The organism is Streptomyces sp. NPDC091416 (assembly GCF_044756845.1).
Taxonomy (GTDB): domain Bacteria; phylum Actinomycetota; class Actinomycetes; order Streptomycetales; family Streptomycetaceae; genus Streptomyces.
This window is the reverse complement of the sequence record NZ_JBIVTU010000001.1, coordinates 136,784-156,527: the sequence shown is the minus strand read 5'-3', so window position 1 is coordinate 156,527 and position 19,744 is coordinate 136,784. Positions and strand designations below refer to the sequence as shown.

At 71.5% G+C, this 19,744-nt stretch carries 16 protein-coding genes; 7 read left to right on the top strand and 9 right to left on the bottom strand.

What is annotated here, in order from left to right:
- Positions 1 to 79: 79 nt before the first annotated feature.
- The 3 genes from ACIQMX_RS00455 (at position 80) to ACIQMX_RS00445 (ending at position 4,234) form a co-directional block, all read left to right on the top strand.
- A complete protein-coding gene (locus tag ACIQMX_RS00455; RefSeq protein WP_363074527.1) occupies positions 80 to 928 on the top strand; it encodes a 3-hydroxyacyl-CoA dehydrogenase family protein in 849 nt (282 codons plus the stop codon).
- A 259-nt stretch (positions 929 to 1,187) separates the two neighbouring features.
- On the top strand, positions 1,188 to 1,511 hold the full coding sequence (locus ACIQMX_RS00450; protein WP_018102617.1) for an STAS domain-containing protein: 324 nt from the start codon (positions 1,188 to 1,190) through the stop codon (positions 1,509 to 1,511).
- A 239-nt stretch (positions 1,512 to 1,750) separates the two neighbouring features.
- Positions 1,751 to 4,234 (top strand): ATP-binding protein, encoded by a 2,484-nt coding sequence (locus tag ACIQMX_RS00445; protein WP_402474105.1) that lies wholly within the window; start codon positions 1,751 to 1,753, stop codon positions 4,232 to 4,234.
- Between the two features lie 234 nt (positions 4,235 to 4,468).
- Here ACIQMX_RS00445 and nucS read toward each other — a convergent pair whose 3' ends face one another.
- Positions 4,469 to 5,140: an endonuclease NucS gene (gene nucS / locus ACIQMX_RS00440; protein WP_326657926.1), complete on the bottom strand. Its 672-nt coding sequence runs from the start codon at positions 5,138 to 5,140 to the stop codon at positions 4,469 to 4,471.
- 263 nt (positions 5,141 to 5,403) lie between these two features.
- Between nucS and ACIQMX_RS00435 the strand changes: the two genes are divergently transcribed.
- Positions 5,404 to 5,796, top strand: coding sequence for an SCO5389 family protein (locus ACIQMX_RS00435; RefSeq protein ID WP_148020754.1), 393 nt, complete (start codon positions 5,404 to 5,406; stop codon positions 5,794 to 5,796).
- 90 nt (positions 5,797 to 5,886) lie between these two features.
- Here ACIQMX_RS00435 and ACIQMX_RS00430 read toward each other — a convergent pair whose 3' ends face one another.
- Entirely contained in the window at positions 5,887 to 6,930 is a 1,044-nt protein-coding gene (locus ACIQMX_RS00430; protein WP_363074522.1) for an LLM class flavin-dependent oxidoreductase, read from the bottom strand.
- 199 nt (positions 6,931 to 7,129) lie between these two features.
- Between ACIQMX_RS00430 and ACIQMX_RS00425 the strand changes: the two genes are divergently transcribed.
- Positions 7,130 to 7,459 carry an ATP/GTP-binding protein gene (locus ACIQMX_RS00425; RefSeq protein ID WP_363074520.1) on the top strand — a complete coding sequence of 110 codons (330 nt, stop codon included), beginning with the start codon at positions 7,130 to 7,132 and terminating at the stop codon, positions 7,457 to 7,459.
- 117 nt (positions 7,460 to 7,576) lie between these two features.
- On the opposite strand, the gene ACIQMX_RS00420 is transcribed toward ACIQMX_RS00425, so the two are convergent.
- From ACIQMX_RS00420 to mce, 7 genes are all read right to left on the bottom strand, one after another.
- Complete coding sequence (locus ACIQMX_RS00420; protein ID WP_363074518.1) at positions 7,577 to 8,470, bottom strand: ABC transporter permease subunit; 894 nt, start codon at positions 8,468 to 8,470, stop codon at positions 7,577 to 7,579.
- Positions 8,467 to 9,678 (bottom strand): ATP-binding cassette domain-containing protein, encoded by a 1,212-nt coding sequence (locus ACIQMX_RS00415; protein WP_363074516.1) that lies wholly within the window; start codon positions 9,676 to 9,678, stop codon positions 8,467 to 8,469. Before ACIQMX_RS00415 ends, ACIQMX_RS00420 begins: the two co-directional genes overlap by 4 nt.
- Positions 9,679 to 9,835: 157 nt before the next feature.
- A complete protein-coding gene (locus ACIQMX_RS00410; RefSeq protein ID WP_363074514.1) occupies positions 9,836 to 10,615 on the bottom strand; it encodes an ABC transporter permease subunit in 780 nt (259 codons plus the stop codon).
- A gap of 5 nt (positions 10,616 to 10,620) precedes the next feature.
- Positions 10,621 to 11,637, bottom strand: a complete 1,017-nt coding sequence (locus ACIQMX_RS00405) for an ATP-binding cassette domain-containing protein (protein ID WP_402474100.1) — start codon at positions 11,635 to 11,637, stop codon at positions 10,621 to 10,623.
- 81 nt (positions 11,638 to 11,718) lie between these two features.
- Complete coding sequence (locus tag ACIQMX_RS00400) at positions 11,719 to 12,657, bottom strand: cellulose-binding protein (RefSeq protein ID WP_363074510.1); 939 nt, start codon at positions 12,655 to 12,657, stop codon at positions 11,719 to 11,721.
- A 185-nt stretch (positions 12,658 to 12,842) separates the two neighbouring features.
- Positions 12,843 to 16,673, bottom strand: coding sequence for a polarized growth protein Scy (gene scy, locus ACIQMX_RS00395; protein WP_402474098.1), 3,831 nt, complete (start codon positions 16,671 to 16,673; stop codon positions 12,843 to 12,845).
- Between the two features lie 235 nt (positions 16,674 to 16,908).
- Entirely contained in the window at positions 16,909 to 17,337 is a 429-nt protein-coding gene (mce, locus tag ACIQMX_RS00390; protein ID WP_136328730.1) for a methylmalonyl-CoA epimerase, read from the bottom strand.
- A gap of 134 nt (positions 17,338 to 17,471) precedes the next feature.
- On the opposite strand from mce, the gene ACIQMX_RS00385 reads away from it, so the two are divergent.
- Together ACIQMX_RS00385 and meaB are read left to right on the top strand one after the other, a co-directional pair.
- Positions 17,472 to 18,674: an acetyl-CoA C-acetyltransferase gene (locus ACIQMX_RS00385; protein ID WP_402474095.1), complete on the top strand. Its 1,203-nt coding sequence runs from the start codon at positions 17,472 to 17,474 to the stop codon at positions 18,672 to 18,674.
- Positions 18,675 to 18,702: 28 nt separating this feature from the next.
- Positions 18,703 to 19,665 (top strand): methylmalonyl Co-A mutase-associated GTPase MeaB, encoded by a 963-nt coding sequence (meaB, locus tag ACIQMX_RS00380; RefSeq protein ID WP_363074502.1) that lies wholly within the window; start codon positions 18,703 to 18,705, stop codon positions 19,663 to 19,665.
- Positions 19,666 to 19,744 lie beyond the last annotated feature (79 nt).

The following is a 19,744-nucleotide window of genomic DNA, read 5'->3' as shown; positions in this document are numbered from 1 at the left end:
GCCCCAGCACCCCTCACGGGTACTAACCTCCGCCGGAGAGCAAGGAACAAGAACCGCCGAGAAGCATAGGGGTGCCAACGTGGCCAGGAAGCTCGCCGTCATCGGGGCCGGACTCATGGGGTCCGGTATCGCGCAGGTCTCCGCCCAGGCGGGCTGGGACGTCGTGCTGCGTGATGTCACCGACGCGGCCCTGACCCGTGGCCGTGACGGCATCAAGGCCTCCTACGACAGGTTCGTCTCCAAGGGCAAGCTCGCGGAGGCCGACGCCGAGGCCGCGCTCGCCCGCATCACCACGACCACCGATCTCGACGCGGTCGCCGACGCGGACGTCGTCGTCGAGGCCGTCTTCGAGAAGCTGGAGGTGAAGCACGAGATCTTCCGGACCCTCGACAAGATCGTCCGGGACGACGCCGTGCTCGCCTCCAACACCTCCGCCATCCCGATCACCAAGATCGCGGCCGTCACGGAGCGTCCGGAGCGCGTCGTCGGCGTGCACTTCTTCTCGCCGGTTCCGATGATGCAGCTCTGCGAACTCGTACGCGGATACAAGACCAGCGACGAAACCCTCGCCGCCGCCCGGGAGTTCGCCGAGTCGGTCGGCAAGACCTGCATCGTGGTCAACCGCGACGTGGCCGGCTTCGTCACCACCCGGCTGATCTCGGCGCTCGTCGTCGAGGCCGCCAAGCTGTACGAGTCGGGCGTCGCCTCGGCCGAGGACATCGACACCGCCTGCAAGCTCGGTTTCGGCCACGCCATGGGCCCGCTCGCCACGGCGGACCTGACCGGCGTCGACATCCTGCTGCACGCCACCGGCAACATCTACACCGAGTCCCAGGACGAGAAGTTCGCCGCCCCGGAGCTGATGCGCCGAATGGTCGATGCAGGTGACATCGGCCGCAAGAGCGGGCAGGGCTTCTACACCTACTGATCGTTTCCGGTCCCCGGCCGCCCGATCCGTCGTCGATCGGGCCCGGGGGTTGTGGGGGCGGTTTTCCGCAACCGGTGGATCCGCGGTGGATCCGCCGGTTCCCGCGGCGGACTTCGGTCACTCCACGGAGTGAATTCGGTATCGGTTCGCTTACAGACGGCAACTTCCCCGTCGCTGCCGCAGTCAGTTGGGGCAGAGACAGTTTCAGACAGATGACAGACAGACCGATCACGCCACGGAGCATTCAAGGGGAGTGCATATGCACATCAGGGGCGACCACGCCGAGCTGGTCGTCGGGGGCCGCCTCGATGTCCGAAGCGCGGCGGACGCCCGTACGGTCCTGCACTCGGCCCTCGACGACGGAGTCGGCGACCTCGTGCTCGACCTGACCGAGCTGGATTCGTGGGACGCCACCGGGCTGGGCGTCATCATGGGGGCGCACCGCAGGGCCGGCCGTGCCGGGCGGCGGCTGGTGCTCCGCGGAGTGCCGCCGCAGATGCAACGCCTGCTGGTGGCCACCCGACTGCACCGCATCCTGGCCATCGAGGGCGGAATCGCCGCCGAATCCTTGCCGCGCGTCTGAGGGTGCCCGGCGGGCGACGCCCGTCCCGGGGCCCCGGCCGACGCCACACAATCCTCACGAGACCGTGATCTGTGGGGCGGCGCGGCACCCCGGATGTTCGTAGATACTGTGCGAAGGTTTAGGGTTCGGCCGTCTGCCGATTGACGGACCCACCTGGCGGACACCGGACCGGAAGCGACAGCTGGGCGTGCGAGGCCGGGAGGGGCAACCGTGCTCGACGCGTCTTGGGAGCTTTGGCGATGGACCCGATACACCGGGGGCCGGAAGAGTTCGGCCACGACGGCAACGGCTTCTCCGAGGAAGCCGGCCGGCGCCGTCCTTCCCGGGATCCGCTGACGCCGGATTTCAGTCAGCAAACGTCGCAACAGGCGCGCATCGTGCCGCTCATAGCCGGCGATCTCCTGCTCACCGTCAACCCCGTCGACGGCAGCGAGGTCGAACCGTGCCCGCCCGGGGAGCAGCCCGCCGCACCCGCCCGGCGCACCCCCGCGGAGCGGACCGACCGTGAGCGGGCCGCCGCGCCTCCCGTCCCGCCCGGCCCGCCCGTCCTCAGGCTGCCACTGCTGCAGCGGGCCGACGAACGCGAACGCCTGGTGCGTCTGCTGGCCCGCGGCCGCTCCGTACGGCTCACGGGACCGGCCGGTTCCGGCCGTACTGCGCTTCTGGACGCCGTCGCCGCCGACTGCGCGGAATTCGCCCCTGACGGCGTCGTCCGGCTGAGCGGCCACAAGCGCACCGTGGCCGACCTCCTCCACGGACTCTTCGAGGCCGTTCACGACGCGCCGCTGCACCGCCCGGACCGTGAACTGCTGCTGGAGAAGCTGCGGACGACCGGTGCCGTCGTCGTTCTCGACGACCTGGAGTTCGGCGGCGTCGCACTGGACGAACTCCTCGACGCGACGCCCGAATGCGCCTTCCTGCTGGCCGCGACGCCCGACACCGCCGCCCCGGGCCCCGACTCCCACCTCGAAGAGGTCTTCCTCGCCGGCCTCGACCGCGGCGCCTCGATCGACCTGATGGAGGGGGTCGTCGAGCGCAAGCTCACCGAGGAGGAGGCCAACTGGGCCGGCGACCTCTGGTTCGAGTCCGAGGGCCTTCCGCTGCGCTTCGTCCAGGCCGGAGCCCTGCTGCGCCAGCGCGACCTGCTGACCAGCGACCCGACCGCGTACGACGCCTACGGCTACCTGGAGAACCGGCCCGCCGACGAGGCTCCGGAGGCCGTGGAATCCGTCGAGGCGGACGCCGCGGAGCTCCCGCTGCCCAGCCTCGGAGAGGGCGCCGCCCCCGCCGCGCTGCTCGGCTCACGGCTGAGCGAGGCGGCGCGCGACACCCTGCGCTTCGCGGTCGCGCTCGGCGGCGAGGTGCCGCACCAGGCGCATCTGCCGGCGCTCGTGGGGGACACCCACGCCGACGCGGCACTCGGCGAGCTCGCCGGCTGCGGACTGCTCTCCCCGGCCGGCCCCCGCTACCGGCTGGCCGCCGGTGTCCTCGCCCAGCTGGAGGCCGCCGGATACGGCGACGGCGCCACGGACCGGGCCCGGACGGTGGCCCAGCACTACGCCTGGTGGGCCGGTCACCCCTCCGTCACCCCCGCACGGGCGGTGGCCGAGGCCGATGCGATCCTCGCGGCGATGGCGCAGCTGGTGCCGGGGGACAGTGCCGGGCAGACCAGCGTCGCCGTGCTGCTGGCCCGCAGCGCCTCGCCCGCCTTCGCGGCGGGGCTGCACTGGAGCGCCTGGGAGAAGGCCCTGCGGATCGGGCAGGAAGCCGCCCGGATCGCCGGCGAGGTCGCCGAAGAGGCTTACTTCCACCATGAGTTGGGCGTGCTCGCCCTGTGTACCGGCAACTTCGACCGGGCCAGGGCCGAGCTGGAGACCTCCATCAGCATGCGCGGGGCGCTCGCCGACAAGTCCGGTGCGGTGGCCGGACGGCGGGCCCTCGCCCTGGTCGAGGACCGGACCGGTGGTCCGGCCGCGGTCGGACCACCGGTGATGGCGGAGCTGCCGGCCGACCGCTTCGAGGCGTCGCCGCCCCGTGGTCTGCCGACGGCCATCCCCGTATCCATGCCGCGTACGTTCCCGGACGAGACCGTCGTGTCCCGGCAGAGCGGCCCGCCGGTCGTGGCCGCGCAGGAGAGCGGCGGTCGCTTCGCGGTGCTCGGTGGCGCCCGGCGCAATCTCGTCGCCGCCGGGGCGGGCGTGCTGCTCGCCGGGGTGCTCGGCACGGTGGTGACCCTCGGGCTCACCTCGAACAGCGAGCCGCAGGGTGACCCCGGGGTCTCGACCGACCAGTCGGTGACCGAGGGCGGCGACCCGGAGGAGGAGCTGCCGGTGGAGGAGGCCACGGACGGCGCGACTCCGTCCGCCGAGGCGTCGGGTTCGGCGTCGGCGTCGTCATCGGCTGCGCCGGGGCCGTCGGGGAGCGGATCCGCGCCTGCGGGCGGGGGCGGGGCGTCTTCGCCGGGGGCGACGGTTTCGGAGTCCGCTCCGTCGTCGCCGGAGGGCTCGTCGCCGAGCAGGCCTTCGCCTACGCGTACGACGACGAAGCCGACCGTGACGCCGACCAGTCCTTCGCCGACCGACACGGCGACGTCGGAGACGCCGACGGATGAGCCGACCACGGAGACCCCCACGGATCCGGTGACGACGGAGCCGACCGTGCCCGACTCGTCGGACTCGTCGAGCGGGTTCTCGGGGACGAGCCCGAGCCCGTCGGAGACCTGATCCGGGGCGCCCCGGTGGCGCCTCGTCCTCAGGCGCCGGACGGGCTCGAGGCGCGCGGACGCCCGTCCGGCGGGGTCGGCGGTCTCCGTGTGGAGGGTTCCGTCCTCAAGCGCCGGACGGGCTGGGAGGGGCGGTTGGGCCCGGTGCCCGTCCGGCGGGGTCGGCGGTCTCCGTGTGGAGGGCTCCGTCCTCAAACGCCGGACGGGCCGGAAAGGCCGGACGGGGACGGGTGGGTCAGAAGAGTCTGAGCTTGTCGTCCTCGATGCCGCGCATCGCGTCGTAGTCGAGGACCACGCAGCCGATGCCGCGGTCCGTCGCCAGGACGCGGGCCTGGGGCTTGATCTCCTGGGCGGCGAAGATGCCCTTCACCGGTGCCAGGTGGGGATCGCGGTTGAGCAGCTCCAGGTAGCGGGTCAGCTGCTCCACGCCGTCGATGTCGCCGCGCCGCTTCAGCTCGACCGCCACCGTCTGGCCGTCGGCGTCACGGCACAGGATGTCGACCGGGCCGATGGCGGTGAAGTACTCGCGACGGATGAGGGTGTAGCCCTCGCCGAGCGTCTCGATCCGGTCGGCGAGCAGCTCCTGGAGGTGCGCTTCCACGCCGTCCTTGATCAGGCCGGGGTCGACGCCCAGCTCGTGAGACGAGTCGTGGAGGATTTCCTCCATCGTGATGATCAGTTTTTCGCCCGCCTTGTTCACCACGGTCCAGACGCCCGCGGTGTCGTCGGCGCCTTCCTTCAGGGTGCAGGGCGGCGACATCCAGTTGAGCGGTTTGTACGCCCTGTCGTCGGCGTGAATCGACACGCTCCCGTCCGCCTTCACCAGGATGAGACGGGGAGCGGAGGGCAGGTGGGCCGTGAGCCGGCCCGCGTAGTCCACGGAGCAGCGGGCGATGACGAGACGCATGGTCGGCAACGCTACTCGACGACAGGTGCTCGACGCGATTCACCCACCCGTCACTCCTTTCCCGTCCAGGAGTGACGCTTTCTGGCTTGCCCCTCTTTGAACCCCTTCGTTATTGGCCGGTTGTGTTCCCAATCTCCTGGTGCGGCCCGGACTGCGCCCTTACCGTGGATGCAGGAGGTCGCCGTGCGTGCACGCTGCGTCGCCGTCCTTCTTCCCTGCCCGTAAGGCCCCGGCCCTCCGTCGGGGTCGCGAGAGGAGAACCCATGTCGCTCGACGTCTCACCGGCGCTGTTGGAACAGGCCGAGCGAGGCGAGGTCGACGAAGCCGACTTCGTCGACTGCGTCCGGACCTCCCTGCCCTACGCATGGGAGATGATCAGCTCGTTGGTGGCTCAGCTGAAGGTCGACGGCGGGCAGTTCGCCGACAACCAGACGCCGCCGCCCAACGAGCAGGCACGTGGTCAGCTGCTGCGTGCGCTCGCGAGTGATGCGATACGCGGTGCGCTGCAGCGGCACTTCGGGGTGCGCCTGGCATTCCAGAACTGCCACCGCGTCGCGGTGTTCCCGCTGGACGCCTCGGTCGACGACCGACTGGCCAAGTTCACTTCGGTGAGGGGCCAGTTGCTCAACCAGTCGCCCGAACTACGGGACTGCTGAACGCTTCTGCTGCCGCCCCGGGCCGCGGGAGGTGCAACTGGTCCGGGGCGGCGGCTCCCGTACGTACACCGTGAAACCCACAGGTGTGGGTCATTCGAGGAGTGGCAGTACCTCGGTGCCCAGGCGCGCTACGTTCTCCTCCGTGGCCACGAGATCTCCGGAACCCTCCACCAGGAGCGCGAAGCGGGTGATGCCCGTGCGCTCCGCCGTGGCCGCGAGGCGGTCGGCGGCGAGCCGGGGCGGGCCCACCGGATGAAGCCCGCACAGCAGCTCCGTGTAGCCGACCGGGTCGCGCATCACCCGGTGCCGGCCGTCCACCGTCACATGGGCCTCCAGCCCCTGCCGCAGCCAGCCGGGCATCGCCTTCACGAGCGTCTCCCGGGCGTCGTCGGCCCGGTCCGCGATCTGGGCCACCCCCGCGGACACGTGCCCCGCCTGCCGTACGCTCTCCGGCGAACGGCCCGCGGCGAGCGCGCAGGAGCGCCAGAAGGCGACCATCTCGGCCTTCTCCTCGTCGCCGCAGTGCATCCCGAGCAGCATCGGCAAGCCGTTCTCGGCTGCGAGCCGCACGCTCTTCTGCGACGTGCACGCGACGATCACCTCGGGTCCTTCGGGGTTCTCCCCGCTCTCCGCGTGGAGCAGCTCGTCGGCCCGGGGGACCACCGCCACCTCGCGGAAGCCGTACCGCTCCCCGCGTCCCGCCACCCGCGCCTCGCGCAGCCAGTCGAGCAGCAGCCCCAGGGACTCGGGGAAGCCGTTCTCGTACGCTTCCAGGCCGCCGCCGAACACCTCCAGGTCGATCCACGGCCCGCCCCGGCCCACGCCGAGGGTGAACCGGCCGCCACTGGTGAGGTGCAGCAGGGCCGCCTGCTCGCCGAGAGCGACCGGATGCTGGGTCGGCAGCACGCTCACCGCCGTACCGACGCGGATTCTGCGGGTGCGGCCGAGCAGCAGCGCGGCCAGTGTCACGGCGGACGGGCACACCCCGTACGGCACGAAATGATGTTCGGCCAGCCAGACCGAGTCGAGGCCGGACTCCTCCGCGACCTCGGCGGACCGGATCGCGCGATGCAGCGCCTCTCCCGGCCCCTGCCCCGGAAACTGGGCTGCCAGTACGAACGTTCCCACACGCATCGCCAGATACCTCCTTGCGGCCGACGCGGCTCTCCCCTACCGGCAACAACGTCTGACACGTGCCAAAGGCACGGTCCGACGGGAAGTTGTTGCGATTTTCCGGTAACCCGTCCCGTCCTGGGCGGTGCGAGACGTATGCCCCCGCCGAATGGCCCTACGCTGGACGGGAACTGCCCGGTCCCGCCCTGTGAGGTGTCACGTGTCCCCGCGCCGCAACCGCCCCCGAGGCGGCGAGAGTCCCACCGACAGCGCGAGCGCGGCGGGGGACCGGTACGGCGGCGGAGGACGCGCGGAGGAGTGGCAGGGCGAGGAGTGGTCGGTCCGCCCGGTCAGTGGCGCGAGCGCGGCGGGCAAGCGCTACCGGTGCCCCGGCTGCGACCAGGAGATCCCGTCGGGCCTCCCGCACCTGGTGGCCTGGTCCGAGTACGGCGGGATCGACGACCGCAGGCACTGGCACAAGGCGTGCTGGAACGCGAAGGACCGCCGCACCACACGGGTGCAGCGGTCCAGGAACGCGCCTCGGTACTGAGCCCGGCCTCCGGTGCCGGAACCCGCGTCCGGGTACGGAAGCCTCGGTACTGAGAACCGGCCTTCGGTGCCGGACCCCGGGAAACCCGCGTCCGGGTACGGAGAACGGCCGTCGGTGTCAGACGTCGCGGTTGTCCATCGCCAGATAGGCGCCGCCCAGAGCCACGGCGGTCACGCCGAGCATGAGCCACAGCGGGTCCCAGCCGGACGGCCCCGATGTCGCGACCGAGTTGTCGTAGAAGATGCTGAGCTGGTTGGGGATCGAGTACTCCAGGAGCCACTCGCGGATCGACGTGAGCGAGTCGGCGAGCATGAAGATGGCCAGTACGAGCGGCAGCAGCACCACACCGATCATGAGGGTGATCGCGCCGGCCGAGTGCCGGATCAGCGCGCCGACCGCCAGCGAGAGCAGGCCCAGCGTCGCCATGTAGAGGCCGACTCCGACGGTCCCGCTCAGCCATTCCTTCCCGCTGGGCGCCGGGGCGTCCAGCATGGCTGTCTGGATCAGGGCGACGATCGTGGTCATCACCGTCGTCAGCACGAAGGTGAGCAGGAAGAAGACGATCGCCTTGGCGCTGAGCACCCGGGCCCGGCTCGGGCAGGCCGTCAGCGTCGTACGGATCATGCCGGTGCCGTACTCCGACGCGATGGTCATGACGCCGAGCGTGATCACGCAGATCGATCCCAGGAGCACGCCGAAGAAGCCGAGGCTGAGCACCGGGGTGGAGCCCATGTCGGAATCGGAGTCGGAGAAGCTGACGGCGACCGCCGAGAGCACCCCGATGCCGAACACCAGCACGATCATGATGCCGAGCGTCCACATGGTGGAGCGCACGGACCGGATCTTGGTCCACTCGGAAGCGATCGCGTCACCGAGGGTGGCGGGGCGCACCGGGATCGGGGAGACGTAGGAGCCGGCCTGCGCACCCTGTCCGGGCTGCTGGGGGGCGAAGGGCTGCTGGTACGCCTGCTGCTGGTACGGCGCCTGCGGCGGCGTGGGCGGCGTCGTCATCGGGAGTCCTCGCTGGTGTCGCGCTTGGTCAGGTCTGCGGAGGGTCCCGCGGGCGCTGCCGGGGCGGGAGCGGGAGCGGGAGGGGCGGCGGGAGCGGCCGGGGCGGCGGGAGCGGCCGGGGCGGCGGCCGGGACCGCGGGGGCCGGTGCGCCCGCGTACGGGTTCTGGCCGGGCGGCGGCGGGGCGTACCAGCCCTGCTGCGGCACCTCGGGGGCGCTCTGCGGCGGGGCGTACGCCTGCTGCGGTCCGTATCCGGCGGGTGCCGGCGCCTGGAGATGGGCCACCTGGTCGGCCGTCGAGCGGTAGTCCACGGCGCCCTGCGTCATCCGCATGTACGCCTCCTCCAACGAGGCCTGGTGCGGCGAGAGCTCCCACAGCCGGACGTCCGCCTGATGGGCCAGATCGCTGATGCGCGGCAGCCGGAGCCCGGTGATCCGCAGGGCCCCGTCAGGCTCCGACATGACCTGGCCGCCCGCCTCGGTGAGCGTGGCGGTGAGCTTCTCTCGCTGCTCGGGCCCGTCGTCCGGGACCCGGACCCGGGCGAAATCGGCCGAGTTGGCCGAGATGAAGTCCCCGATGCTCATATCGGCCATGAGCTGACCGCGGCCGATCACGATCAGATGGTCGGCGGTGAGGGCCATCTCGCTCATCAGATGGCTGGAGACGAAGACCGTGCGGCCCTCGGACGCCAGCATCTTCATCAGGTTGCGGACCCAGAGGATGCCCTCCGGGTCGAGACCGTTGACCGGCTCGTCGAAGAGCAGCACCTGCGGGTCGCCCAGCAGCGCCGCCGCGATGCCCAGACGCTGCCCCATGCCGAGCGAGAAGCCCTTGGACCGCTTCGACGCCACCTGCTGGAGGCCGACGACTCCCAGCACCTCGTCGACCCGGGCGGCCGGGATGCCGGCGAGCTGGGCGAGCGAGAGCAGATGGCTGCGGGCGCTGCGCCCGCCGTGCACGGCCTTGGCGTCGAGCAGGGCACCCACCTGACGCGGAGCGTTCGGCAGATCGCGGAATTCATGGCCGCCGATGGTCGCCCGGCCCTCCGTCGGCCGGTCCAGGCCGAGAATCATCCGCATCGTGGTCGACTTCCCCGACCCGTTGGGGCCGAGAAACCCGGTGACGGCGCCGGGCCGCACCTGGAAGGAAAGGTTGTACACGGCCGTCTTCGCGCCATAGCGCTTGGTCAGACCGACTGCCTCGATCATGCTCCAGCCCATCGACTTATCTGTCGTCGGGGCACAGGCCGTCGGCCGTACGCCCCCCGTATGAGTGAGGAGGATATCCAGGCGCTGACGGTTCCGGCCAAGGAGGAAGCGGGGCGAGTCGCTTCCGGTGCCGTGGACCGGGGCCCACGGCACCGGGTCAGGCGTCGCGCTTCTTGAGTACGAGGAAGCCGCCGATCACCGAGGCCGCCACCCACGCCACCATGATCAGCAGCCCGGCCCACGGCCCGTACGGTGCCGGATCGCTGTTCATCGCGTCGGGCACCACCTGCATGATCTTGGATCCGGCCTGGTCGGGGAAGTACTGGGCGACGCTCTTGGCGCCAGGGACGGCCGACAGGATCTGCGAGACCAGGAAGAAGAACGGCATCAGGATGCCGAGCGACAGCATGGAGCTGCGCAGCATCGTCGCCACCCCCATGGAGAAGAGCGCGATCAGCCCCATGTAGAGACCGGCGCCGAAGACCGCCCGCAGCACGTTGTCCTCGCCGATGCCGATGCTGTGGTCGCCGAGGAGGGCCTGGCCGAGGAAGAACGAGACGAAGCTCGTGACCATCCCGACCACCAGGGCCAGCACACTGGCGACCAGCATCTTGCTGAAGAGGAAGGTGGCGCGCTGCGGCACCGCCGCGAGCGAGGTGCGGATCATGCCGGAGCTGTACTCCGTACCGACCACCAGGACACCGAAGACGACCATGGCCAGCTGGCCGAGGATCATCCCGGAGAAGCTGACGAACGTGGGGTCGAACGTGGCCCGCTCCGCGTCGGAGAGGTCGTCGAACTGGGAGTTCATCACCGCGCAGAGCGCGGCGCTCATCGCGACGGTGACGGCGAACGCGCAGATCAGCGTCCAGGTCGTCGAGGAGACCGTACGGATCTTGGTCCATTCGGAGGTCAGGACCGCGGGTACCGATGCCATCGCCGTCACGCCCCTGTTCCGGTGCCGGAACCGCCGGGTGCCCCCGGGGCGGAGCCGGGCGGCTGATTCCACTGATCGCCCCAGTGCGGGCCGACCGGCGGCGGCGCGGCCCCGCGCTCCGAGTGCGCGTGGTACTCCACCGAGTCCGCCGTCATCTGCATGAACGCCTCCTCCAGAGAGGCCCGCTGGGAGCTCAGCTCGTGCAGCACGATCGTGTGCCGGGCGGCCAGTTCGCCCAGGGCCTCGGTGGTGGCACCGTCGATCTCCAGCGTGCCGTTGCCCGACTCGACCGCCACGATTCCCTCCGCGTGCAGGACGTCCCGCAGCCGCTCCTGCTGCGGTGAGCGCAGGCGCACATAACTGCGGGAGTTCTGATGGATGAAATCGGCCATCGAGGTATCGGCGAGCAGCCGGCCCTGACCGATCACGATCAGATGGTCCGCGGTCAGTGCCATTTCGCTCATCAGATGGGAGGAGACGAAGATCGTCCGGCCTTCCGCGGCCAGCGCCTTCATCAGATTGCGGATCCAGTGAATTCCCTCGGGGTCCAGACCATTGACGGGTTCGTCGAACATCAGAATCTCGGGATCACCGAGCAGTGCCGACGCGATTCCCAGCCGCTGGCCCATCCCGAGGGAGAAGCCCTTGGATTTCTTCTTCGCCACCGCGGTCAGGCCGACGGTGTCGAGAACCTCCGCCACCCGGCTCTCCGGGATCCGGTTGCTCTGGGCGAGACAGAGCAGGTTGTTGTAGGCGCTGCGGCCGCCGTGCATCGACTTGGCGTCCAGGAGCGCACCGATGTACTTCAAGGGCTCCGAGAGATCGCGGTAGTGCTTGCCGTCGATGCGCACCGATCCGCTGGTGGGGTTGTCGAGATCGAGCATCATCCGCATCGTCGTGGACTTGCCCGCCCCGTTGGGTCCCAGAAAACCCGTCACCATCCCCGGCCTGATCCGGCACGACAACTGGTCGACGGCAACCTTGTTGCCGAAGCGCTTGGTGAGGCCATCAAGCTCGATCATGCGTTCACGCTAGAACGGCCGCGCGCCCGGCGCCACCACAAGGGCGGAACCGGGCGCGCAAGGACTGGACCGAGCAGGTGATCAGCGGGTCTGCTGGGCGGGGACACCGCGGGTTGCGGGCTCCTCGTCGGCGGGCGAGCCGGCGGCGGCCACCGCGGCACCCGTCAGCGTCGCCAGCATCTCGCGGACGTTGGTCAGCTGCGCATTGATCGAGTCGCGGCGGTTGGTGAGCGCCGCCAGCTCGCGCTCCGACTCGCTGCGGATACGGTCGGCCTTCGCGTTGGCGTCGGCCACGATGTCCTCGGCCTGGCGCTGAGCGGTCTCCACCGTCTGACGGGCGCGGCGCTCGGCGTCCGTGCGGAGCTTCTCGGCCTCCAGACGGAGCTGCTCGGCACGGTGCTCGATCTCGGCCAGACGCTTCTCGGCCTTGGCCTGACGGGCCGCGAGGTCGCGCTCCGACTGGTCGCGGCGCTTGGCCAGGTTGGTCTCGAAGTCCGCGGCGGCCTGGGCGGCCTTGGCGCGGGTCTCCTCGAAGAGGGCGTCGGCCTCCTCGCGCTTCTGGGCCGCGTCCTTCTGCGCGTCCGAGCGCAGCGTGGTGGCCTCCCCCTGGGCCTTCTCGACGATGCGGACGCCGTCGTCCTCGGCCTTGGCCTTGCGCTCGGCGGCGAAGGTCTCGGCGTCGTTGCGCACCTGCTGGGCGGCGGACTCGGCGAGCTCGCGGTGCTGCTCGGCGGCGCGGCGGGCCTCCTCACGCAGGTCCTTGGCCTCCTCCTCGGCAAGGCGGAGGATCTTCTCCACACGCGCGCCGAGACCCGCGTACGACGGCTCGGCGTCGCTCACCTGGGCCTGGGCGTTCTGCGTTTCGAGGTGGAGTTCCTCGATGCGCTTTTCCAGAGATGTGATGCGGGAGAGAGCACTATCACGGTCGGCGACGATCTTGGTAATGCGGTCATCCACCTGACCGCGGTCGTAACCACGTCGCACGAGCTCGAAGCCGAAGGGGGAGGAAGGGTCACTCATGGGGTTCCTGTCGAAGTGAGACCGGTGAGGTGATAGAGGGAATCCTAGGGGCCAGAACGGCGTGTCATCGAGCAGATGCCTGTTTGATCTGGAGAATGACACCCCTTTTGAGTGGCTGACCCCCGTAACCCTTGCCACTCGGAGGGCTGAACGTCCTTGCCGAACAGCGGAAGAGCGCCGGATGACTACCCATCCGACTGCTTGCCACCCGCACGAGTTCCCGCCGCCGCCGTGGCCTTGACGCTGCCGGGCGGACCGGCACCCGCGCCCTTACCGCCCGCCCCGGGGGTCTCGAAAGACTCCAACGCCTCCAGGACGTCCTGGACACGGGAGATCTCCGTGTTGATGTCCGCACGCCGGCGCACCAGGACATCGAGTTCGCGCCGGCCCTCGTCCACCGTCTGCTTGGCCTCGGCCTCGGCATCGGCCCGCAGCTTCTCGGCCTCGCGCACCAGGCTGGCCTTCTTCTGCTCGGCCTCCTTGAGCAGCGACTCGGCGCGCTTCACTGCGGCGATCCGGACCTTGCTCGCCTCGGAGTTGGCGTCGGAGAGCAGTTCCTTGGCCTTCGCGGCGGCTTCCTCGCGCTGCTCGGTCGCGGCCTTCATCAGGTTGTCGACGCGCTCGCCGACCGTCTTGACCTGTTCGGCCGTCTCGCGCCGCGCACGGTCGTGCAGTTCCTGGACCTCGGCCTCGGCCCGGTTCCTGAGCTCCTCGGACCGCTCCCGGATCTGCGTGGCGTCCCGCCGCGCGCCCACCAGCAGCTCGTCCGCGTCCGTCCGGGCCCGTTCCACCAGGGTGTTGCCCTCGACCGTCGCCTCGGACGTGATCCGCACGGCCTCCTTGCGGGCCACCCCGACCATGGTGTCGGCCTGCTCCTCGGCCTCGGTGGCAGCGCGCAGCGCCTCCTCCTGGGCCTTGTTGATCAGCTGGTCCGCCTGCTCGGCCGCGTCCGCACGCCGCTTCGAGGCCGATTCACGCGCCTCGTCCAGCAGCCGGTCCGCCTCCTGGCGCGCCTCGGCACGCATCTGCTCGGCCGCCGCCTCGGCGTCGGCGCGCAGCCGCTCCGACTCCTCGCGGGTACGGACCGCGTGCTCCTGCGCCGAACCGACGGCCTCCGCCGCCTCCGCCCGCAGCCGCTCGGCCTCGCCCGCCGCCTCGTCACCGAGCCGGGCCGCCTGCTGCGTCGCCTCGGTACGCACCCGCTCGGCCTCGGCCGCGGCCTCGCCCCGCAGCCGCTCCGCCTCGGCCGTGGCCTCGGACACCAGTCCGTCGGCCTGCTCCGCCGCCTGGGACCGCATCCGGTTGGCGTCCTCGCGGGCCTCGGCCCGGCTGCGCGACGCGTCCTGCTCCGCGGACGCCAGGGCGTCGGACGCCTCGGTACGCATCCGCTGGCTGTACTCCGCGGTGTCGGCCCGCAGCTTCTCCGACTCCGTGATGGCCTCGGACACGGTCCGCTCGGCCATCGCCTTCGCGGCCTCGGACTCCTCCTGAGCCACCCGGCGCACCCGGGCCGCGTCCTCGCCGGCCCGCTCCCGCTCCGCGTACGCGTCGGAACGGACCCGGTCCGCCTCCTCCTGCGCCTCGGACTTCGTCCGCTCCGCGACATGCTCGGCGGCGGAGCGCAGCCCGGCGATCTCGGCCTCGGCCTGCTCCTGGAGCCCGTTGACCGAATCCCGTACCTGCTGGGCGGTCTGCTCGGCCGCGGCGACCATCTCGGTCGCCCGCGCGTCCGCCTCCTCGACCAGGCGCTGGGCCTCGGCCTGCGCCTCCTCGACCCGCTTGCGGGCCGAGGCCAGGAGTTCCTCGCTCTGCGCGCGGGCCCGCTCACGCTCCTGGTTGGCCTCGGCACGTGCCGCGTCGAGGGTCTCCTCGGCCTCGCGGCGGCGCCGGTTCGCTTCCTCCTGGGCGGCGGCCAGCGCCTCGGCGGCCTCCGTGCCCACACGTTCGGCGGCGGCCGCGGCCTCCGACCGCACGCGGTCGGCGCTCTCCTGCGCCTCGGTCTTCAGCCGCTCGGCCTCGGCTGCCGCCTCGCCACGCAGCCGTACGGCGACGGACTCGCCCTCCGCACGGGACTGCGCCGCATCGGCCGCGGCCTCGTCGCGCAGCCGCTGGGCCTCGGCCTCGGACTGCTCCCGCAGCGTGCGCAGCCGCTCGGCGGCCTCCGCGCGCAGCCGCTCGGACTCCTCGTTCGTCTCGCGCCGGATCCGCTCCGCGTCCGAACGCGCCTCGCCCAGCGTCTGCTCGGCGGTGGTGACCCGGGTCTCGGCCTCGCTGTGCAGCCGGGTCAGCTCGTCGGCCGCCTCCGCCTGCCGGCCCGCGATCGCGCGCTCGGTCTCCTCGCGCAGCGCAGCCGCCGCCTGCTCGGCCGCGGCCGTGACCGACTCCGCCTGCTCCTCGGCCTCGGTGCGCAGCTGCTCGGCCTCGGCGCGGGCCCGGTCCAGGGCCTCCTCCGCCTGCTTGCGCAGCGCCGCAGCCCGCTCGGTGGCCTCGCTGCGGACCCGCTCGCTCTCCGTGCTCGCGGCGCCGCGCAGCTCCTCCGCGTCGGCCTTCGCCTTGGCCAGCAGCTCCTCGGCGGTCCTCGCGCCCTCCTCGATCTGCTGGAGGGCCTCGCGCCGGGCCTCGCCACGGATCCGCTCGCCCTCGGCGACCGCCTCGGAACGCAGCTGCTCGGCCTCGCCGCGCAGCCGGCGCGCCTCCTCCTGGAGCTCGACCGTCTTGGCCCGGTACTCCTTGGTGTCGTCCTTGGCCGCACCCTTGAGCTGGTCCGCCTGCTCGGCGGCCTCGCCGCGCAGCCGGTCCGCCTCGGCCTCCGCCTCACGGCGGATCCGGTCGGCCTCCTCGCTCGCCGCCCGGGTGGTCGACTTCGCGTCGTCGGACGCCTTGGTCAGCACCTCCTCGGCGGCACGGGCCGCCTTGGCGAGCTGGGCCGCGGCGTCCTCGGCGGCGGCGGTGCGCGCGGTGTCGGCCGCCTCGGAACGGAGCCGGTCGGCCTCGGCCCGGGCATCGGCGAGCGCCTGCTCGGCCTCCGCCTTGAGGGACTCGGCGTCCTTGGTGGCCTCGCCGACCAGCCGGGCGATCTCCGACTTGGCGGTACGGGTGCGCTGCTCGTTCTGCGACTCGGCTCCGGCCAGCCGCTTGACCGCGGCCTCCTTCGCCTCGGACAGCACCTTCTCGGCCTCGAGGCGGGCCTCGCGCAGCTGCGTCTCCGCCTCCTGCATGCGCTGCTCGGCGGCCCGGTTCAGCTCGGTGGTCTGCTGCCGCGTCTGCTCGGTCTCCGCCGTCGTCGACGTACGGAGCTGCTCGGCGTGGGCGGTGGCCTCCTGTGCCTGGCTGGAGGCGGCGCCCAGCAGCCGCTCGGCGTCCTTGCGGGCGCGCAGCAGGATCGACTCGGCCTCGGAGCGGGCGGACTCGGCCTCGGAACCCAGGCGCTGACGCGTCTCGTCGGCCAGCCGGGCGGCCTCGGCACGGGCGGCGCCCAGCGCCTGCTCGGCCTCGGAACGCGACTCGTCCAGCAGCCGGCGGGCCTGGGACTCGGTCCGGGCGCGCAACTGCTCGGCCCACGCCACGTTCTCGTTGACATGGGACTCGACGGTCTGGCGGCGCTCCGCCAGTTCCTGGTCGAGCTGCTGGCGGCGCTGCACGGCCTCGTTGTGCAGTTCGGCCTGGAGCCGGGCCTGGTGCTCGGCGTGCTCCTGAAGGATCCGCTGCGTCTGCGCGCGGGCGTCGCGCAGCTCGCGCTCGGCGTCGTTGCGCAGCTGGTCGGCCTGGATCTGGGCATTACGGAGCAGCTGCTCCGCCTGGTAACCGATGTCCGCGCTGTCGTAGGCGGGACGGGTCGCCAGACTGCGGCGGGCCTCGTGCAGCTTGGCCCGCAAGACCTCGACCTGGTAGCCGAGGTCCTCGGCGTGCTGGACGGCCTTCTCCCGGTCGGTCTTCAGCCGGTCCATCTCGGCTTCGAACCTCGAGAGATGGTCGTCTTCAGCTCGGTGGCTCTCCTGGCGTTCGTAGCCCCGCACTGCGCGGTCCCATCCTTCCCCGAGCTCTCAACTGGTCGAGCGGGGGAGGCCCCAACCCTGGTCGCACACTCCACACGAGTACCGTTCACCGGCGAACGGCCCCCCGGGGAATGGTGACAGATCATCGGCTGAGGACGCGGCGCGGCCCCGACCCGGCCCCGGCCCGGAACAGCCCACTCTACCGGGCCGGGTATCCCTGAGAAGCGGTTGTCCGGCTCCCGCTGGTCAGCCGGGGTCAGTGCTCCGTCCGGGACGTGACCAGTTCGGTCAGCACACCGTGGCAGTCCTTGGGGTGCAGGAAGGTGATCCGGGACCCCATCGAACCCGTCCTGGGCTCGTCGTACAGCACCCTGACCCCCTTCTCGCGGATATCCGCGGCGTCCGCGTCGACATCCGCCGTACCGAAGGCGATGTGGTGCACGCCCTCCCCATTCTTGGCCAGCCATTTGCCCACGGCGGAGTCCTCGCGGGTCGGCTCCAGCAGCTGGAGGTACGAGGCGCCGCCGTCGGACGTCTCGTTGATCTTGAGCATGGCCTCCCGGACGCCCTGCTCCTCGTTGATCTCGGAGTGGAACACCTCGAACCCGTAGGTCGAGCGGTAGAACTCGACGGTCTTGTCGAGGTCGAAACAGGCGATCCCGATGTGGTCGATTCGCGTCAGCATGGAACCAGTGCAGCGCCCGGCGGATGGTTACGCAACGTGCGCGCGATCACACCCGCTGCCGGATGACGGGCGCGGTACCGCTCAGTACATTCATGTAAACCCTCGTTCACTCCTATTCCAAGGGGCTGTGCCTCATGTCAGGAACGACCGGTACCACTTCGGTGATCGTCGCGGGCGCCCGTACGCCCATGGGCCGTCTCCTCGGCTCCCTCAAGAGCTTCTCCGGAGCCGACCTCGGCGGCTTCGCCATCAAGGCGGCGCTGGACCGGGCCGGCATCGGCGGCGACCAGGTCGAGTACGTGATCATGGGCCAGGTGCTCCAGGCCGGGGCGGGGCAGATCCCGGCACGCCAGGCAGCGGTCAAGGCCGGCATCCCGCTGAACGTCCCGGCGCTCACCGTCAACAAGGTGTGCCTCTCCGGGCTCGACGCCATCGCCCTGGCCGACCAGCTGATCCGCGCCGGTGAGTTCGACGTGGTCGTGGCCGGCGGCCAGGAGTCCATGACGAACGCCCCGCACCTGCTCCCGAAGTCCCGCGAGGGCCACAAGTACGGCGCCATCGAGATGCTCGACTCGATGGCGTACGACGGCCTGACCGACGCCTACGAGAACATTCCGATGGGCGAGTCCACGGAGAAGCACAACACCCGTCTCGGCCTGGCGCGTGCGGCCCAGGACGAGATCGGCGCCCTGTCCCACCAGCGCGCCGCCGCGGCGCAGAAGAACGGTCTCTTCGAGGCCGAGATCACCCCGGTCGAGATCCCGCAGCGCAAGGGCGACCCGGTCCTCTTCTCCAAGGACGAGGGCATCCGCGCCGAGACGACCGTCGAGTCCCTCGGCAAGCTGCGTCCCGCCTTCACCAAGGACGGCACGATCACGGCCGGCACCTCCTCGCAGATCTCCGACGGCGCCGCGGCCGTCGTCGTCATGAGCAAGGCCAAGGCCGAGGCGCTGGGCCTGGACTGGATCGCCGAGATCGGCGCCCACGGCAACGTGGCCGGCCCGGACAACTCGCTCCAGTCGCAGCCCTCGAACGCCATCCGCCACGCCCTCAAGAAGGAGGGCATCGGCGTCGAGGACCTCGACCTGATCGAGATCAACGAGGCCTTCGCGGCCGTCGCCGTCCAGTCCATGAAGGACCTCGGCGTCACCTCGGACAAGGTCAACGTCAACGGCGGCGCCATCGCGCTCGGCCACCCCATCGGGATGTCCGGCGCCCGCGTGGTGCTGCACCTGGCGCTGGAGCTCAAGCGGCGCGGCGGCGGCACCGGTGCGGCGGCGCTGTGCGGCGGCGGCGGCCAGGGCGATGCGTTGATCATCCGCGTACCGGGCAAGTAGTCGGTACGAGCGAGCGAGGAGGCCGAGCGTGAAGGTGGACGTCCCCACCCTGGTCGAGCAGGCACGGGAGGGCAGGCCGCGGGCCGTGGCCCGGCTCATCTCCCTGGTGGAGGGGGCGTCGCCGCAGCTGCGCGAGGTGATGGCGGCGCTGGCGCCCCTGGCGGGGAACGCCGCCGTCGTCGGCCTGACCGGATCACCGGGTGTCGGCAAGTCGACATCGACATCGGCGCTCGTCTCCGCCTACCGGCGGCAGGGCAAGCGGGTCGCCGTGCTCGCCGTCGACCCGTCGTCGCCGTTCTCCGGCGGGGCCCTCCTCGGGGACCGGATCCGGATGTCGGACCACGCCTCGGACCCGGGCGTCTACATCCGTTCCATGGCCACGCGCGGCCATCTGGGCGGTCTCGCCTGGTCGGCCCCGCAGGCGATCCGGGTGCTGGACGCGGCGGGCTTCGACGTGATCCTGGTGGAGACGGTCGGCGTCGGCCAGTCGGAGGTGGAGATCGCCTCCCAGGCCGACACCTCCGTCGTCCTCCTCGCCCCGGGCATGGGCGACGGCATCCAGGCGGCGAAGGCCGGAATCCTGGAGATCGGCGACGTGTACGTGGTGAACAAGGCCGACCGGGACGGCGCCGACGCCACCGCCCGCGAGCTCAACCACATGCTGGGCCTCGGGGAGTCCCGCGGTCCCGGCGCCTGGCGCCCGCCGATCGTGAAGACGGTCGCCGCCCGGGGCGAGGGCATCGACGAGCTCGTCGAGGCGCTGGAGAAGCACCGGGCCTGGATGGAGGAGCACGGCGTCCTGGCCGAGCGGCGCACCGCCCGTGCCGCCCGCGAGGTCGAGACGATCGCCGTCACCCGGCTCCGCGAACGCATCGGGGACCTGCACGGCGACCGCCGCCTGGACGCCCTCGCCGCGCGCATCGTGACAGGCCGCCTCGACCCGTACGCGGCGGCGGACGAACTGGTGGCAGGGCTCACCGGACAGGCCTGAACGGACCGTTCCCCGGTTCCCGGTGCGGCGTGCGGGCCGCACCGGGAACCGCCCCCGCCTCGCGAGGCGCCCAGATCCG

Excerpts from the sequence above, each read along its gene's own strand:
- ACIQMX_RS00450 (WP_018102617.1), top strand. The coding sequence starts at position 1,188 with ATGCACATCAGGGGCGACCACGCCGAGCTGGTCGTCGGGGGCCGCCTC.
- ACIQMX_RS00445 (WP_402474105.1), top strand. The coding sequence starts at position 1,751 with ATGGACCCGATACACCGGGGGCCGGAAGAGTTCGGCCACGACGGCAAC.
- nucS (WP_326657926.1), bottom strand. The coding sequence starts at position 5,140 with ATGCGTCTCGTCATCGCCCGCTGCTCCGTGGACTACGCGGGCCGGCTC.
- ACIQMX_RS00435 (WP_148020754.1), top strand. The coding sequence starts at position 5,404 with ATGTCGCTCGACGTCTCACCGGCGCTGTTGGAACAGGCCGAGCGAGGC.
- ACIQMX_RS00430 (WP_363074522.1), bottom strand. The coding sequence starts at position 6,930 with ATGCGTGTGGGAACGTTCGTACTGGCAGCCCAGTTTCCGGGGCAGGGG.
- ACIQMX_RS00420 (WP_363074518.1), bottom strand. The coding sequence starts at position 8,470 with ATGACGACGCCGCCCACGCCGCCGCAGGCGCCGTACCAGCAGCAGGCG.
- ACIQMX_RS00415 (WP_363074516.1), bottom strand. The coding sequence starts at position 9,678 with ATGATCGAGGCAGTCGGTCTGACCAAGCGCTATGGCGCGAAGACGGCC.
- ACIQMX_RS00410 (WP_363074514.1), bottom strand. The coding sequence starts at position 10,615 with ATGGCATCGGTACCCGCGGTCCTGACCTCCGAATGGACCAAGATCCGT.
- ACIQMX_RS00405 (WP_402474100.1), bottom strand. The coding sequence starts at position 11,637 with ATGATCGAGCTTGATGGCCTCACCAAGCGCTTCGGCAACAAGGTTGCC.
- ACIQMX_RS00400 (WP_363074510.1), bottom strand. The coding sequence starts at position 12,657 with ATGAGTGACCCTTCCTCCCCCTTCGGCTTCGAGCTCGTGCGACGTGGT.
- mce (WP_136328730.1), bottom strand. The coding sequence starts at position 17,337 with ATGCTGACGCGAATCGACCACATCGGGATCGCCTGTTTCGACCTCGAC.
- ACIQMX_RS00385 (WP_402474095.1), top strand. The coding sequence starts at position 17,472 with ATGTCAGGAACGACCGGTACCACTTCGGTGATCGTCGCGGGCGCCCGT.